This is a genomic window from Novosphingobium subterraneum, assembly GCF_000807925.1.
GTDB classification, from domain to species: Bacteria; Pseudomonadota; Alphaproteobacteria; order Sphingomonadales; family Sphingomonadaceae; genus Novosphingobium; species Novosphingobium subterraneum.
In genome coordinates this window covers 167,600-181,143 of sequence record NZ_JRVC01000004.1, presented here as the reverse complement: position 1 = coordinate 181,143, position 13,544 = coordinate 167,600, and the positions used below count along the sequence as shown (strand labels likewise).

Annotated in this window: 14 protein-coding genes and 1 tRNA gene; 6 read left to right on the top strand and 9 right to left on the bottom strand. The window is 63.9% G+C overall.

Annotated elements, in window-relative coordinates; genetic code table 11:
- Positions 1 to 747, top strand: a complete 747-nt coding sequence (locus tag NJ75_RS05565) for a class I SAM-dependent methyltransferase (protein ID WP_062780395.1) — start codon at positions 1 to 3, stop codon at positions 745 to 747.
- Positions 748 to 774: 27 nt separating this feature from the next.
- Here the strand turns inward: NJ75_RS05565 and NJ75_RS05560 are convergent, their stop codons facing one another.
- The 5 genes from NJ75_RS05560 to grxC all read right to left on the bottom strand — a co-directional run bounded on the left by NJ75_RS05560 (position 775) and on the right by grxC (position 3,626).
- Positions 775 to 1,083 carry an FtsB family cell division protein gene (locus tag NJ75_RS05560; protein WP_039332222.1) on the bottom strand — a complete coding sequence of 103 codons (309 nt, stop codon included), beginning with the start codon at positions 1,081 to 1,083 and terminating at the stop codon, positions 775 to 777.
- An 854-nt stretch (positions 1,084 to 1,937) separates the two neighbouring features.
- A tRNA-Arg gene (locus NJ75_RS05555) sits at positions 1,938 to 2,014 on the bottom strand.
- A gap of 45 nt (positions 2,015 to 2,059) precedes the next feature.
- The gene (locus NJ75_RS05550; protein WP_039332220.1) at positions 2,060 to 2,536 is read right to left on the bottom strand and encodes a DUF1178 family protein; all 477 of its coding nucleotides are present in this window, start codon (positions 2,534 to 2,536) and stop codon (positions 2,060 to 2,062) included.
- Positions 2,533 to 3,363, bottom strand: coding sequence for a carbon-nitrogen hydrolase family protein (locus tag NJ75_RS05545; RefSeq protein WP_269078571.1), 831 nt, complete (start codon positions 3,361 to 3,363; stop codon positions 2,533 to 2,535). Before NJ75_RS05545 ends, NJ75_RS05550 begins: the two co-directional genes overlap by 4 nt.
- Positions 3,360 to 3,626 (bottom strand): glutaredoxin 3, encoded by a 267-nt coding sequence (gene grxC / locus NJ75_RS05540; RefSeq protein ID WP_039332218.1) that lies wholly within the window; start codon positions 3,624 to 3,626, stop codon positions 3,360 to 3,362. The genes NJ75_RS05545 and grxC overlap by 4 nt, the downstream gene beginning before the upstream one ends.
- A 172-nt stretch (positions 3,627 to 3,798) precedes the next feature.
- On the opposite strand from grxC, the gene NJ75_RS05535 reads away from it, so the two are divergent.
- Complete coding sequence (locus NJ75_RS05535) at positions 3,799 to 4,260, top strand: Hsp20 family protein (RefSeq protein WP_039332216.1); 462 nt, start codon at positions 3,799 to 3,801, stop codon at positions 4,258 to 4,260.
- A gap of 54 nt (positions 4,261 to 4,314) precedes the next feature.
- Here the strand turns inward: NJ75_RS05535 and NJ75_RS05530 are convergent, their stop codons facing one another.
- From NJ75_RS05530 to tpiA, 4 genes are all read right to left on the bottom strand, one after another.
- Positions 4,315 to 5,004 (bottom strand): Crp/Fnr family transcriptional regulator, encoded by a 690-nt coding sequence (locus NJ75_RS05530; RefSeq protein WP_039332214.1) that lies wholly within the window; start codon positions 5,002 to 5,004, stop codon positions 4,315 to 4,317.
- 72 nt (positions 5,005 to 5,076) lie between these two features.
- Complete coding sequence (locus tag NJ75_RS05525) at positions 5,077 to 6,708, bottom strand: CTP synthase (protein WP_039332212.1); 1,632 nt, start codon at positions 6,706 to 6,708, stop codon at positions 5,077 to 5,079.
- 153 nt (positions 6,709 to 6,861) lie between these two features.
- Positions 6,862 to 7,251: a preprotein translocase subunit SecG gene (gene secG, locus NJ75_RS05520; RefSeq protein ID WP_456152435.1), complete on the bottom strand. Its 390-nt coding sequence runs from the start codon at positions 7,249 to 7,251 to the stop codon at positions 6,862 to 6,864.
- Between the two features lie 89 nt (positions 7,252 to 7,340).
- Positions 7,341 to 8,111 carry a triose-phosphate isomerase gene (tpiA, locus tag NJ75_RS05515; RefSeq protein ID WP_039332210.1) on the bottom strand — a complete coding sequence of 257 codons (771 nt, stop codon included), beginning with the start codon at positions 8,109 to 8,111 and terminating at the stop codon, positions 7,341 to 7,343.
- Positions 8,112 to 8,392: 281 nt separating this feature from the next.
- On the opposite strand from tpiA, the gene NJ75_RS05510 reads away from it, so the two are divergent.
- The 4 genes from NJ75_RS05510 to trpD are packed head-to-tail and all read left to right on the top strand — an operon-like array spanning position 8,393 to position 13,447.
- A complete protein-coding gene (locus NJ75_RS05510; RefSeq protein ID WP_039332208.1) occupies positions 8,393 to 10,333 on the top strand; it encodes a peptidylprolyl isomerase in 1,941 nt (646 codons plus the stop codon).
- Between the two features lie 5 nt (positions 10,334 to 10,338).
- Entirely contained in the window at positions 10,339 to 11,877 is a 1,539-nt protein-coding gene (locus NJ75_RS05505; RefSeq protein ID WP_052242058.1) for an anthranilate synthase component I family protein, read from the top strand.
- On the top strand, positions 11,874 to 12,461 hold the full coding sequence (locus NJ75_RS05500) for an anthranilate synthase component II (protein ID WP_039332206.1): 588 nt from the start codon (positions 11,874 to 11,876) through the stop codon (positions 12,459 to 12,461). Before NJ75_RS05505 ends, NJ75_RS05500 begins: the two co-directional genes overlap by 4 nt.
- The gene (gene trpD, locus NJ75_RS05495) at positions 12,458 to 13,447 is read left to right on the top strand and encodes an anthranilate phosphoribosyltransferase (RefSeq protein WP_039332205.1); all 990 of its coding nucleotides are present in this window, start codon (positions 12,458 to 12,460) and stop codon (positions 13,445 to 13,447) included. Before NJ75_RS05500 ends, trpD begins: the two co-directional genes overlap by 4 nt.
- The last annotated feature ends 97 nt before the right edge of the window (positions 13,448 to 13,544 follow it).

Below are 13,544 nucleotides of genomic sequence, written 5' to 3'. Positions count from 1 at the left end.
ATGGCAAGCGGCTCAACCCTGATATCGTCCCTACGCACCGGGCTGCTTGCAGTTCCACAAGTGCGTTCGACGATCGATCGGATCAGGGACCTGGCAGACCCCGATCGCCGCGCCATCGCGCGCATGAAGCGCACCCATTCCAGCGCCATCCTGCAACCTTGGCCGACGACCTGCGAGGATCGCTACCCCGAGATCTTCACGGCGCTCGACGCGCATCTGTGGACCCTCGCCAACCCGCGCATCCTCTCCTTCGGGTGCAGTGATGGCAGCGAAGTCCGCAGCCTGCGGCGGTGGTTCCCAAACGCCCGCATTGTCGGTCTGGACCCCAACCCGGCGATGATCCGGACCGCGCGGGCGCACCTCGCGCTGCACCCTGACCCCGATATTTCCTACATCGAGGCCGCCGACGTCGGGGTGCTTGAAGGCCAGACGTTCGATGCCATTCTGGCCATGGCAGTGTTTCGACACGGCGCCCTGGAAAGCCAGGCGCCGCAGTCCTGTTCGGCCTGGCTGCCCTTCTCCCGCTTTGCGCAGACGGTTGCCGCGCTGGATCGCCATCTTGCCCCGGGCGGTTGGCTCACGATCTGGAATGCGCACTTCCGCTTCAGCGATACTCCCGTCGCTGCGCGCTATCATGCGCGCTCCCTTCGCTTCACGCGCGCCGATCCGATGACTCTGCTCTACGGACCCGACGATGCGCGCATGGACGGGAGTTACAGTGACGCCATGTTCCAGAAGCGGCGGTAAGCCTCCGCTGCATTGGCGGAGACCCGCTCAATCCTTGAGCTGCATCACTACGTCGTCAGGATGCGTCACGTTGAGATTGCTATGCAGCAATTCGCCGACAAGATCGGGGTCCGCATGGCGAGGATCGAGCAGATCGACACGGTTCTTTATCCGGTCCCGTTCGGCCGTCAGCGACGCGATTTCCTTCTGCCGCTGTTCGAGCACCCGCGCGTTCTCGCCCCAGGCCAGCAGACCGCTTGGCCCGGCAACGCCGACCGCCGCAAGCACAAGCAGGACGACAAGCGCCATCGACTGCGCAAGGCTGTCTTTCGGGAGAAGTGGGCGACGGGTTTTCATGTCACGACTGAATCACAAATCCTGCGCCGTTTCAAGGACCTTCACCTCCACCCGCATCACAATAGGTAAAACGGCAAAGACAAAAATGTCATCTGCCCACCACCACCCCACTACAAACCCACCGTCGCCCCGGGCTTGACCCGGGGCCCCGCGTTTTTCCTGCACGGTCTCGCAACAAGGAAGCGGGATCCCGGGTCAAGCCCGGGATGACGGTTTGGGTCAGTACGGACAAGCTTGACAAAAAGAACCATATAGGTTATACACTCCGCCCACAGGTCAGGAGAGGGCACAAGGCCAACCCGCTCCTCTCCCTTCGGAAGCTGACGCTGTGGCCGATGCTTCCGGCGCGATCGGTGCGGCAGGTGCGCAGCGGGTTCAATGCGGGGCGAGCCCCAAGACCCACCGGGCAATCCCTGCCGTTACCCAAGGACAGACAGGACAACCCAGGGCTGATAGCACGGCGCCGAACCCTGAGCGACGCTGCGGATGCGGAACCCGCCATGATTGTGCGACTGTGTCAGCACAAACGACAGGTTCTTTTCACGCAGCCGCTTGCCAGAAGCCAAGGCAGTACGCGAGCCGCTGCCACAGCTTCGTCCTTTCACATGTGTCCGCCCTCAGGCTGAGCCGACAAGGGGTTCGGAACCGCCCCCCGGCGACTCGCACCCGGTCCCGCGCCCCATCCCTTGCGTGCCAAACGGCACCGCACCGGTCGCGCGATCTGCAAGCTTCCCACCGGCGCACCGGTCCGCACTCGCCAGCGGATGATCCCTCGCACCACCTCACGGCGTCCCCGCGCAGGCGGGGACCTCAGCGTCCCCGACCACGGCAATGACATCAACGCTCTAGGAAAATGGTGCGCCCGACGGGATTCGAACCCATGGCCCCCAGATTAGGAATCTGGTGCTCTATCCTGCTGAGCTACGGGCGCCCGCGCACTCCTTTAGGCAGGGGCGCGGGCGCTGGCAACGCTCTTTCAGTTGGCTTCTTCCGGCGGAACGACGGGAATAAGCAAGGGAGCAACCGCAATGCCCTCCTCAAGCAATTCGCGCGCCTCATCGGGCGTCGCACGGCCGTGGATGGCGCCGGGGTCCTTCTCGCCGTAGTGCATTGCGCGGGCATCGTCGGCGAATTTGTCCCCTACCCAGGTCGAGGACTTGATCGCCTCGGCCTGCATAGCCGCGACGGCCTGCAGCATGGCCACGGCCTCGGGCGGCAGCGGCACATTGGCGACGGGCGCGGATTCCACAGGCTTTGCCGGCACCGGTGCCGCAAGCTGGTTGCCCTTGCGGCCAACATTGGGCGCCATGACCGCCTTGGCGACATCGGGCGATCCACACGAGGGACAGGACACCAGCCCCCGAGCGAGTTGACTTTCATAGTCCTGCGAGGAGCCGAACCAGCCCTCGAAGCGATGCCCGTTCGGCCCGCATTGCAGATCAAAGACAATCATGCCGCCGATCTAGGGATTTCGCGCTTGTTGGCAAGACTGGGAAGCTGTGCGCGAACCTCGCCCGTTCGGGCAGGGTCGACATATGCAAAGCCAAGCGAGCTGCCTTCACCGCCATCGTATACAACCTCGCCCCAGGGATCGACCACGAGCGAATGCCCGAAGGTCTCGCGCCCGTCTTCGTGAACGCCGCCCTGTGCAGCGGAAATGACCCAGGCGCTGGCTTCCACGGCGCGAGCGCGCTGCATCAGGTGCCAGTGCGCCTTGCCGGTCGGCACGGTGAATGCCGCCGGGATGCGGATCGCGTCGCAGCGGCGACGGCCCAGTTCCTCGAACAGGGCCGGGAAGCGGATGTCGTAGCAGATGGCCATGCCGAAGCGGCCCAGCGGCGTCTCGACAGTCACCACTGCATCGCCGGGCGTGTAGGCTGCGGATTCGCGCCAGGTCTCGCCCGTTGCCAGATCGACATCGAACATGTGGATCTTGTCGTAGCGCGCGGCGATTTCCCCGTCGGAATCGATGATGAAGCCGCGATTGGCCCACTTGCCGTCATCGCGAAGCACGGCCAGCGAACCAAGATCGATCCACAGCCCCAGATCCCGTGCCGCCGATCGCGCGGCGGCAAGTACCGGATTGTCAGCTTCGGTCACGATATGCGGGGTTGCCCTTGCCCGGTCGCGATCGAGAAGCCCGCACATTTCGGGGGTGAAGAGCATCGCCGCCCCCTCGTCCGCCGCCTTCCGCGCTGCGCCGACGATCGCATCTGCATTGGCCAGCGGATCGATCCCGCTGGTCATCTGGAACAGCGCAACCTTTAAGGGATCCGTCACTTTCCGAGCATCATGTCCAGCTTGCCCTGCGCATTGAGCGCGGCAAGATCATCGGATCCGCCAACATGAATGCCATCGATGAAGATCGACGGGACGGTGGTATGGCCGGGAGCGCGTTCCAGCATTTCCGCCTTCTTGGGTCCGCCCATCGTCACATCGAATTCTTCGTAGGACACGCCCTTGCTGTCCAGCAACTGCTTGGCACGCGCGCAGTAGGGGCAACCCCACTTCGTATAGACTTCGACCTTGGGCGTATCGGACATCGGTACCTCTATCTGGGTCTTGAAATGCGGTTTTCGCTAACACACATGGGTTTTCGTGTCATGCGCCGCAAGCCGGGCCTGATCACGAATACGTTCGTAAAACCGCCGATGCGGGCGCCGGGTTCCGGGTTCGCAAAGGCAAGTGCAGATTGCTCTATCAGAGGATATTGCCATGAACCGTTTTGACTTTACCCCCTATCGCCGCACCACCGTGGGCTTCGACCGCCTGTTCGACCTGCTTGAACGCCAGGCCCGCGCCAATGCCGGTGACAATTATCCGCCCTTCAATATCGAGCGTAGCGGCGAAGATGCCTACCGCATCACGCTGGCGGTCGCCGGATTCAAGGCCGAGGACATCGACATCACCGCCCAGCAGAACCTGCTCGTGGTAAAGGGCCAGCGCCCCGAACCGCAGGACCGCGAATTCCTGCATGTCGGCATCGCAAACCGCGGTTTCGAGCGTCGCTTCGAACTCGCCGATTTCGTCCGCGTTGAAGCCGCAGACCTTGCCGACGGCCTGCTGACCATCGATCTCGTGCGCGAAGTGCCCGAGGCGATGAAGCCCAAGAAGGTGCTGATCGGCGCGCAGAACCAGCTCAAGGTGATCGAAGGCGACAATACCGCCGCCGCTTGATCTCTCACAGGAAAAACAGGGAAGAGCGGGCCGGTACGGTCCGCTCTTTCTGAATCACCAGGCTTCGGCCACGTCTATCAGCGCCTCGCGATCAAGAATGGTCACGCGCCCGCCTTTCAGGGCAATGATGCCATTGTCGACCCAGGCGGAAAGCTGGCGATTGATCTGTTCGCGCGACATGCCGGCAAAGTTTCCGAGTTCGCCCTGGCTCAGCGCAATCTTGAGCTGATTGCCGGTGTCAGACGTGTCCCCCATCATCAGGCGCAACAGGAAACGCGCCAGCCTTGGCCCGGATGTGTAGGCCCGGTCGGCCTCGATCACGGCGTTGTTCTGCCGCAACCGGCGCGCCATCGCCTTGAGCAGGCGCAGGGCCAGCCCCTTGTGCTTGTCGATGATATCGCCAAAGGCCCCGCGGGTAAGGATCAGCGCCTCGATCGGCTCGATGGCTTCGACCGTGGCGGTGCGATCCCCGCCATCGAGAAAGGCGATCTCGCCCAGGACATGGCCGGGCTCGGCATAGTCGAGGATGATCTCGCGCCCGTTTGCCGCCAGCATGCTGACCCGCGCGAGCCCCTTGAGAATGATGAAGAGAGTCTTGCCCTCTTCACCTTGCGCCATCAACTCCTGCCCTGGCTTGAACTGGCGGACCTGGCCACGCGCGATGATATCGGACAGCTCGGCCGGTTCGCAGTCCGCGAAAAGACTTTGTGCCGTCAGCGCTTCAGCCAGCTTGGCCGCATCCATGTCGAGGTCCCCCAGATTGCTGCAGCGCAGATAATCAGGGAAACCTCGCCATGACCAGTCCCTTAAGAGCTTTTAAACCAGACGCGCCTGCTTGACGGCCGCGGCAATGAACCCTGCAAAAAGCGGATGGGGTTCGAAGGGACGGCTCTTGAGCTCCGGATGGAACTGCACGCCGATGAACCACGGGTGATCCGGACGCTCGACGATTTCCGGCAGGAGACCGTCGGGAGACATGCCCGAGAACACCAGACCGCCCTTCTCGAGCCGCTCCTTGTAGGCGATGTTCACTTCGTAGCGATGGCGATGGCGCTCGCTGATTTCGGTCGCGCCATAGATGTTGGCAACATGGCTGTTGCCTGCAAGCTTGGCATCATAGGCGCCCAGCCGCATCGTTCCGCCAAGGTCACCGCCTTCCGACCGCTTCTCGAGACCCTCGGCAGTCATCCATTCGGTAATGATGCCGACCACCGGTTCATCGGTGGGGCCGAATTCGGTAGACGAAGCTCCGGGAATGCCGGCGGTGTTGCGGGCGCCTTCGATGCAGGCCATCTGCATGCCAAGGCAGATGCCGAAGAACGGTACCTTGCGTTCGCGGGCAAAGCGCACCGAGGCAATCTTGCCCTCGGTGCCACGTTCTCCAAAGCCGCCTGGCACAAGGATGCCGTGCATCGGTTCGAGATGCGCTGCGATTTCCGCATCGTCCTTCTCGAAAAGCTCGGCGTCGAGCCACTTGATCCGCACCTTTACGCGGTTTGCCATGCCGCCATGGACCAAAGCTTCGTTGAGCGACTTGTAGGCATCCTGCAGGCCGACATACTTGCCGACGACGCCGATGGTCACTTCGCCCTCGGGGTTCTGGTGCCGATCGACGATATCGTCCCAGCGCGTCAGGTCCGGCTCCGGCGCAGTCAGGCCGAAATGGCGCAGCACTTCGCTGTCGAGGCCCTCTGCATGGTATTGCAGCGGCACGGCGTAGATGCTCGAGGCATCGAGAGCCGGAATGACCGCAGACTTCCGCACATTGCAGAACTGCGCGATCTTGGCTCGCTCGCCCTCGGGCAACGGCTTCTCGCAACGGCACAGGAGAATGTCGGGCTGAATGCCGAGGCCGGTGAGTTCGCGCACCGAATGCTGGGTCGGCTTGGTCTTCAATTCACCGGCAGCCGCGATGTAGGGCACCAGCGTGACGTGCACGAAGCAGGTCTCGTTCCGGTCGAGTTCGTTGTGCATCTGGCGCAACGCCTCGATGAACGGCAGACCTTCGATGTCGCCCACAGTCCCGCCGATCTCGCACAGCACGAAATCGAGATCCTCGGTTTCGGCCTGCGCAAAATCCTTGATCGCGTCGGTCACGTGCGGAATCACCTGCACCGTCGCGCCAAGGTAATCGCCACGGCGCTCCTTCGCGATGATATCGCGGTAGATGCGGCCCGAGGTAATGTTGTCTGCCTGGCGTGCCGAAACGCCGGTAAAGCGTTCGTAGTGGCCCAGATCGAGATCGGTTTCAGCACCATCGTCGGTCACGTAGACTTCGCCGTGCTGATAGGGGCTCATCGTCCCTGGATCGACATTCAGATAGGGATCGAACTTGCGGATGCGCACGCGAAAACCGCGTGCCTGCAGCAAAGCCGCCAAGCTTGCTGCCATGAGTCCCTTGCCGAGCGAGGAAACCACGCCGCCGGTGATAAAAATGTACCGCGCCATGGGATTCGGGCCTTAGCGTCAGAAGTTGCAACTAGGCAAGCGGTTGCGGCTGCAATCTTCGCCACAATCCACAAGCCTTGGACGAAAGCAAAACGATAACCGACCCGCGACCTGTCCGGTCGCGGGGCGGCGAGCCGCTCTGCGGTATTCCGTTTACTGGCCGGCGGCGCCGTTCAGCGGATCATTGGCCGGGGCCGACTGGACCGGAGCCGTGCCAGGCTGCGCGCCCTGCGCCGGAGCCAGGGGATCCGCCGCCGGTGCGTTCTGCACGGGCGTGGTGCGCTCCAGCGAAGTATCAATCTCGCGGCTCGAGTTCGTGCCAACCGCAAGAGCAGCCAGAGCAATGCTGAGCACGACAAAGGCTGTGGCGAGAATCGTCGTCAACCGCGTCATGAAGTCAGCCGCACCGCGAGCCGACATGAAGCCGGCCGGGCTTCCGCCCACGCCCAGGCCACCGCCCTCGGACTTCTGCATCAGGATCACGACCACCAGCAGCGCTGCGACAATGGCCTGGACCACGGTTAGAAAAATGAACAACGACATGAATCACACCTCGTGCGCGAAACCGCGCGGGAATCTTGAGCGGCATGTAGGCTTGCTGCGCCGTCGGCGCAACCCGCGCGTTGCGGCGCTCAAGCCTCTCCGTTGTCGGCCGCGGCCACGATCGGCAGGAAAGCTTCAGCCGTCAGGCTCGCCCCGCCGACCAGCGCACCGCCCACGCCTTCTGCAGCAAGCAAGTCCCTGGCGTTTCCGGCGTTGACCGAACCGCCATAAAGGATGCGCACCTTCGCACCGATCTCGCCGTAGAGAGCAAGCAGTTGCTGGCGAATCTGGGCATGCATGGCGACAACGTCTGCAACTTCGGCCACGCGCCCGGTCCCAATCGCCCAGACCGGCTCATAGGCAACCGCCACCTTGCCTGACGCTACTGCGTCTGCAGCAGCATCGGCGTCCGGCATCGAGGCAGTGACCTGAGCGGAAACGACCGCTTCGGCCTTTCCGCCATCGCGCTCTTCAAGCGTCTCACCCACGCAGACGATGATTCCGAGCCCGGCAGCAAGTGCGGCTTCGGCCTTCGCCTTTATCAGGTCGTCGCCTTCGCCATGGTCCTTGCGACGTTCGCTGTGCCCGACGATCACGAAGTCGGCTCCGGTATCGACCAGCATTTGCGCAGAGACGTCGCCGGTGTGCGCGCCCTTTGCGTTGACATGGCAATCCTGCCCGCCAACCCCCATTGCGCTCACCGCCTCGCGAAGAGCGCCAATCAGGGTGAACGGAGGGGCAATGGCAACCTGAACGTCCGGATAGCGCCCTGCCGCCCGGTCAATCGCCCGCGCTTCGGCGAGCATGGCGCGCGTCCCGTTCATCTTCCAGTTGCCTACAATGTAAGGACGGTGCGGCATGATCGGCGCGTTCCCCTGAATTTCGCAGATACAATCGGTTGCAGGACATCGATCGCCCTGCTTCGTCGGCGCGGCTATCAAACCCGGACTGATTCTGCAAAACGCCTGATCGCATAAGCGGGCATAGCGCCGGTTGCCGCAGGCGCCGCTGCCACACGCGACCTATTGCGCGACGATCGATGGCATGGAGCCATTGCGAGAATTGCGTTTGCCTCCTAAGGCAACCGCTAACCGAACCTTCGGGTGCGTTGCCGTGCCCAGACGAGAGACGAACTACACAAATGCTCGGCTTTTTCCGCTCGTTCCTCAAGTCGCGCATCGGCGTTGCCGTTGCCCTGATCTTTCTTGGCCTGATCGCGCTGGCATTCGCCAGTGCCGACGTCACCGGCAGTGGCTTTGGCGGAATCGCCGGTGGCGATCGCGCTGCCAAGGTCGGCTCCAATCGCATCGGCACGGCTGAACTCGGCAAGGCGCTGACCAACGCGTTCGAGCAGGAACGGCAGAAGCAGCCCGGCCTGACGATGAAGCAATTCCTCGACGCTGGTGGCATGGACACCGTGCTCACCGGCCTGACAGACAGGCTGGCCATGGCCGAGTGGGGCCGCGAGCATGGTCTGATGGCAGGTGATCGCCTGATCGACAGCGAAATCACCAAGATCCCGGCCTTCCAGGGTCCTGATGGCAAGTTCAGCCAGTCGGCCTATGAGCAGCTGCTCGCCCAGCGCGGCCTGACAGACAAGGACGTCCGCAAGGATCTCGGTCAGGGCCTGCTGGCCCGCCAGATCCTGTTGCCAGCTGCATTCGGCGCCCAGATGGCTGACGAAGCGGTCCAGCGCTATGCTGCGCTGCTGACGGAGAAGCGCGTCGGCACGATCGTTTCGGTGCCATCGCTCGCCTTTGCGCCGACGTCGCCCCCGGCCGACAGCACTCTTGCCGCGTTCTACAACGCCAACAAGAGCCGCTACATGCAGCCCGAACGCCGCACGATCCGCTATGCGATCGTTGACGAGGCGAGCCTGAAGACCGTGGCAGCGCCCAGCGACGCCGAAGTGGCCCAGCGCTACAAGCTCAACAGCGCAGTCTACTCCGCATCCGAACAACGCTCGGTAACGCAGGTCATTGTCCCTACCGAGGCCGCTGCCAAGGCGCTTGCCGCAGAAGTCGGCGCCAACGGCTCGCTCGACAATGCCGCTCGTGCCAAGGGCCTGGTCGCCAGCAAGCTTGCCGATCAGACACGCGATACCCTCGCCAACCAGACGTCGCGTGCCGTATCCGATGCCGCATTCGCCGCGGCTTCGGGCACGCTGGCAACACCTGCGAAGTCGGGCCTCGGCTGGCATGTACTCAAGGTCGATGCCGTCAAGCGCAATGCCGGAAAGACTCTCGAACAGGCGCGCCCCGAGATCGTCGCGGCCCTGACCCTAGAAAAGCGCCGCGCAGCGCTGTCCGATCTTGCCGCACAGGTCGAGCAGGAAATCGACAATGGCACCGGCCTTGCCGATATCGCCAAGACGCTGAACCTGACCGTCTCCACCACGGCTCCGCTGACAGCGAATGGCAGCGTGTTCGGCAAGCAGGACGAGAAGGTGTCTGCCGACATCGCCCCGTTGGTTCAGGCCGCGTTTTCGATGGAGCGCGAAGGCGAAGCCCAGCTGGCAGAGATCAAGCCTGGCGAGAAGTTTGCCGTTTACGATGTCGGCCAGCTCGTCGCCGCCACGCCCGCCCCGCTGGATCAGATCAAGAGCGTCGTTGCCCGGGACTGGGCCGTTCAGCAGGGCGCAGCGAAAGCCAAGGCTGCCAGCGACAAGATCCTGGCAGCATTGAACAAGGGCACGCCGCTGGCCGAAGCTCTCAAGCTCGCCGGCGCCGCTCTGCCCGCTCCTCAGCCCGTGGACCTGCCGCGTCAGGCGCTTACCCAAATGCAGGGACAGGTTCCTGCACCGCTTGCGCTGATGTTTGCCATGGCCAAGGGCAGCAACAAGCGGCTCGAAGGGCCGAACAACGGCGGCTGGTACGTCGTTTCGCTCAAGGAAATCGTCCTCGGCCAGGTCAAGCGCGGCGACCAGATCTTCCAGCAGGCTGCCCGCTCCTTCGGACAGGATGCCGGCGGCGAATATGCCGAGCAGCTCCGCCTGGCGATCCGCAAGGATGTTGGAGTCGAACGGAACGACGCCGGGATCAAGGCCGTCCGTGACCAGCTGACCGGCAGCAACGCCCAGTAAATCCCATGACCATCGACCTCGCCGAAACTGCCGTCGCACTCCCCGAGAACCATGAGGCTGCGCTTTCGCAGCTGTCTGCCGGAAAGCCTGCGCTGATCTGGCGCAAGCTGATTGTCGATACCGAGACTCCCGTGGGCGCCGCGCTGAAGCTCATGGAGAGCGGGCGGGGCGATTTCCTGCTCGAATCCGTGCAAGGCGGCGAAGTGCGGGGACGGTACAGCCTGCTCGGCATCGACCCGGATCTGGTGTTCCGCGCCACCGGCACACGCGCCGAGATCAATCGCATCTGGCGGCACGACAAGGCCGCCTTCGCGCCGCTTCCCGGCGACGCACTTGCAGAGCTGAGGGCCCTTGTCGCTGCCTGCCGGATCGATGTTCCTGCCGCGCTTCCGTCGGCGCTGGCCTGTCTTGTCGGCTATTTCGGCTACGAGACGATCGGCCTTGTCGAGAAGTTGCCGCGTGCTCCGCAGAGCGACCTTGTCCTGCCCGACATGCTGTTCACCCGCCCCACCGTGGTGCTGGTGTTCGACCGCCTGTCCGACGAACTCTTCGCCATAGCCCCGGTCTGGGCCGAAGGCGGCGCGCCCGAGCGGCTGCTTGAAGCCGCGGCCGAACGCATCGACAACGCCTTGTGCAAGCTGGCGGAGCCTGTTCCGGCCGATGCCCGTCTGGCCGAGGCGGTGGACGTGACCCCGCAACCCGTCATGCCTGCCGCCAACTATGCGCGCATGGTGAGTGCCGCGAAGGACTACATCGAGGCAGGCGACATTTTCCAGGTCGTACTGGCCCAGCGCTTCACCGCGCCCTTCCCCCTGCCGCCGATCGCACTCTACCGCGCCCTGCGCCGCATCAACCCCTCGCCCTTCCTCTATTTCCTCGACATGCCGGGCTTCGCGCTGACTGGATCGAGCCCGGAAATTCTGGTCCGCATCCGCGATGGCGAAGTGACGATCCGCCCGATTGCCGGCACCCGCCCGCGCGGGAAGACGCCAGAGGAAGACCGCGCCAACGAGTTGAGCCTGCTCGACGATCCCAAGGAACGCGCCGAACACCTCATGCTGCTCGACCTCGGCCGCAACGATGTCGGCCGCGTGGCCAAGGCAGGTACGGTCAAGGTCACTGAAAGCTATACTGTCGAGCGCTACAGCCACGTCATGCACATCGTCTCGAACGTGGTCGGCCAGCTCGACACGAACCGGGCTGACAGCGTCGACGCCCTGTTCGCGGGCTTCCCGGCCGGCACTGTCAGCGGCGCGCCAAAGGTCCGCGCATGCGAGATCATCGCCGAGTTGGAACCCGAAACACGCGGCGCCTATGCCGGCGGCGTCGGCTACTTCGCGCCTGACGGTTCGATCGACAGCTGCATCGTCCTGCGCACCGGCGTGATAAAGGACGGCGTCCTCCACGCGCAGGCGGGCGCTGGCATCGTGGCCGACAGCAACCCCGAATACGAACAGCGCGAGTGCGAGCTGAAATCGGGCGCATTGTTCGCAGCGGCGCGTGAGGCTGTGCGGGTGGCAACAGAAGCGAAGTTTGGCCAATGATCCTCGTCATCGACAACTACGACAGCTTTACCTGGAACCTCGTCCATTACCTCATGGAGATGGGCGCGGAGGTTGAAGTCGTGCGCAATGATGCGCTCACCGCCGAACAGGCGATCAGGACCGGGGCGCAGGGGTTCCTGCTTTCGCCCGGTCCCTGCACGCCCAACGAGGCGGGGGTGAGCCTTGATCTGGTCGGCGCGGCGGCGGATGCGAAAGTGCCGTTGCTCGGCGTGTGCCTTGGCCACCAGTCGATCGGGCAGTACTTCGGCGGCAAGGTCGTGCGCGGTGGGTTGATGCACGGGAAGACCTCGCCGGTCACCCATGATGGCACCGGCGTGTTCGAGGGTCTGCCCTCGCCGTTCATCGCCACGCGCTATCACTCGCTGATCGTGACCGACATTCCCGATTGCCTCGAAGTCAACGCGCGGTCGGATGACACGCACGTCATGGGCTTTCGCCACACCTCGCTGCCGATCCACGGCGTGCAGTTCCATCCGGAAAGCATCGCCACCGAGCACGGCCATGCGATGGTCGCGAATTTCCTGAAGCTCTGCGGCATCAAGACCAACCCGCTTCCGGCATGAGCCTGCCTGACGTCACCCATCCGCTGGAGGAAGCCGACGCAGAGGCCGCGTTCGCAGCAATCCTAGACGGCACCGTGGCGGACGAAGCCATTGCGCAGTTCCTCGCCGCAATGTCCGACCGGGGCGAGACGGCGAGCGAGATTGCCGGTGCAGCCCGGGCGATGCGGGCGCGGATGATCCCGGTCAGCGCACCCGCCAACGCCATAGACGTCTGCGGCACCGGGGGAGACGGGCATCACACGCTCAACGTCTCTACCGCAGTCAGCCTCGTTGTTGCCGCGTGCGGGGTACCGGTGGCCAAGCATGGCAACCGCGCGGCGAGTTCGAAAGCAGGCGCCGCCGATACGCTGGAGGCGCTCGGCCTCAACCTCGATCGCGCCGCCGAAACTGCCGAGGAAACGCTGGCCGACCTTGGCATCTGTTTCCTCTTTGCTGCGCGCCATCACCCCGCGATGGGCCGCATCATGCCGATCCGCAAGGCACTGGGCCGCCGCACGATCTTCAACCTGATGGGGCCGTTGGCCAATCCGGCAGGCGTGCGCCGCCAGCTGGTCGGCATTGCGCGTCCCGCCTATGTACCGATCTATGCCGAAGCAATCCGGCGCCTTGGCACAGATCACAGCATGGTCATCTCGGGCGACGAGGGGCTGGACGAACTGAGCCTTGCCGGCGGCAATGAACTGGCCGAAGTGCGTGGGCACGAAGTGCTTATGCGCCGTGTCAGCCCGGAAGATGTCGGCCTGCCGCAAACCCCGGTCGACGCCATTCGTGGCGGCGATGCTGCTTTCAACGCTGCAGCCTTGCTCGCCCTGCTGCAAGGTGAAGTAGGTCCGTACCGTGACGCGGTGCTGTTCAACGCCGCCGCCGCGCTGATCGTTGCGGGTGAGGCGCATGACTGGCACGGCGGCGTTGAAGAGGCCGCCGAAGCGATCGACAAGGGCCTGGCCAACGCGCTGCTCAATTGCTGGATTGCGGCGCTGAAGTAGCGCGCGGCGCGATATCCTTCGACAGGCTCAGGATGAGCGGGTCTTTGTGGATGATCCTGCCTCCTCCTTCCCCGCTCATCCTGAGCTTGTCGAAGGA

Coding starts and splice junctions, on each gene's coding strand:
- NJ75_RS05565 (WP_062780395.1), top strand. CDS start 1: ATGGCAAGCGGCTCAACCCTGATATCGTCCCTACGCACCGGGCTGCTT.
- NJ75_RS05560 (WP_039332222.1), bottom strand. CDS start 1,083: ATGAAAACCCGTCGCCCACTTCTCCCGAAAGACAGCCTTGCGCAGTCG.
- NJ75_RS05550 (WP_039332220.1), bottom strand. CDS start 2,536: ATGATTGTCTTTGATCTGCAATGCGGGCCGAACGGGCATCGCTTCGAG.
- grxC (WP_039332218.1), bottom strand. CDS start 3,626: ATGTCCGATACGCCCAAGGTCGAAGTCTATACGAAGTGGGGTTGCCCC.
- NJ75_RS05535 (WP_039332216.1), top strand. CDS start 3,799: ATGAACCGTTTTGACTTTACCCCCTATCGCCGCACCACCGTGGGCTTC.
- NJ75_RS05530 (WP_039332214.1), bottom strand. CDS start 5,004: ATGGATGCGGCCAAGCTGGCTGAAGCGCTGACGGCACAAAGTCTTTTC.
- NJ75_RS05525 (WP_039332212.1), bottom strand. CDS start 6,708: ATGGCGCGGTACATTTTTATCACCGGCGGCGTGGTTTCCTCGCTCGGC.
- secG (WP_456152435.1), bottom strand. CDS start 7,251: ATGTCGTTGTTCATTTTTCTAACCGTGGTCCAGGCCATTGTCGCAGCG.
- tpiA (WP_039332210.1), bottom strand. CDS start 8,111: ATGCCGCACCGTCCTTACATTGTAGGCAACTGGAAGATGAACGGGACG.
- NJ75_RS05510 (WP_039332208.1), top strand. CDS start 8,393: ATGCTCGGCTTTTTCCGCTCGTTCCTCAAGTCGCGCATCGGCGTTGCC.
- NJ75_RS05505 (WP_052242058.1), top strand. CDS start 10,339: ATGACCATCGACCTCGCCGAAACTGCCGTCGCACTCCCCGAGAACCAT.
- NJ75_RS05500 (WP_039332206.1), top strand. CDS start 11,874: ATGATCCTCGTCATCGACAACTACGACAGCTTTACCTGGAACCTCGTC.
- trpD (WP_039332205.1), top strand. CDS start 12,458: ATGAGCCTGCCTGACGTCACCCATCCGCTGGAGGAAGCCGACGCAGAG.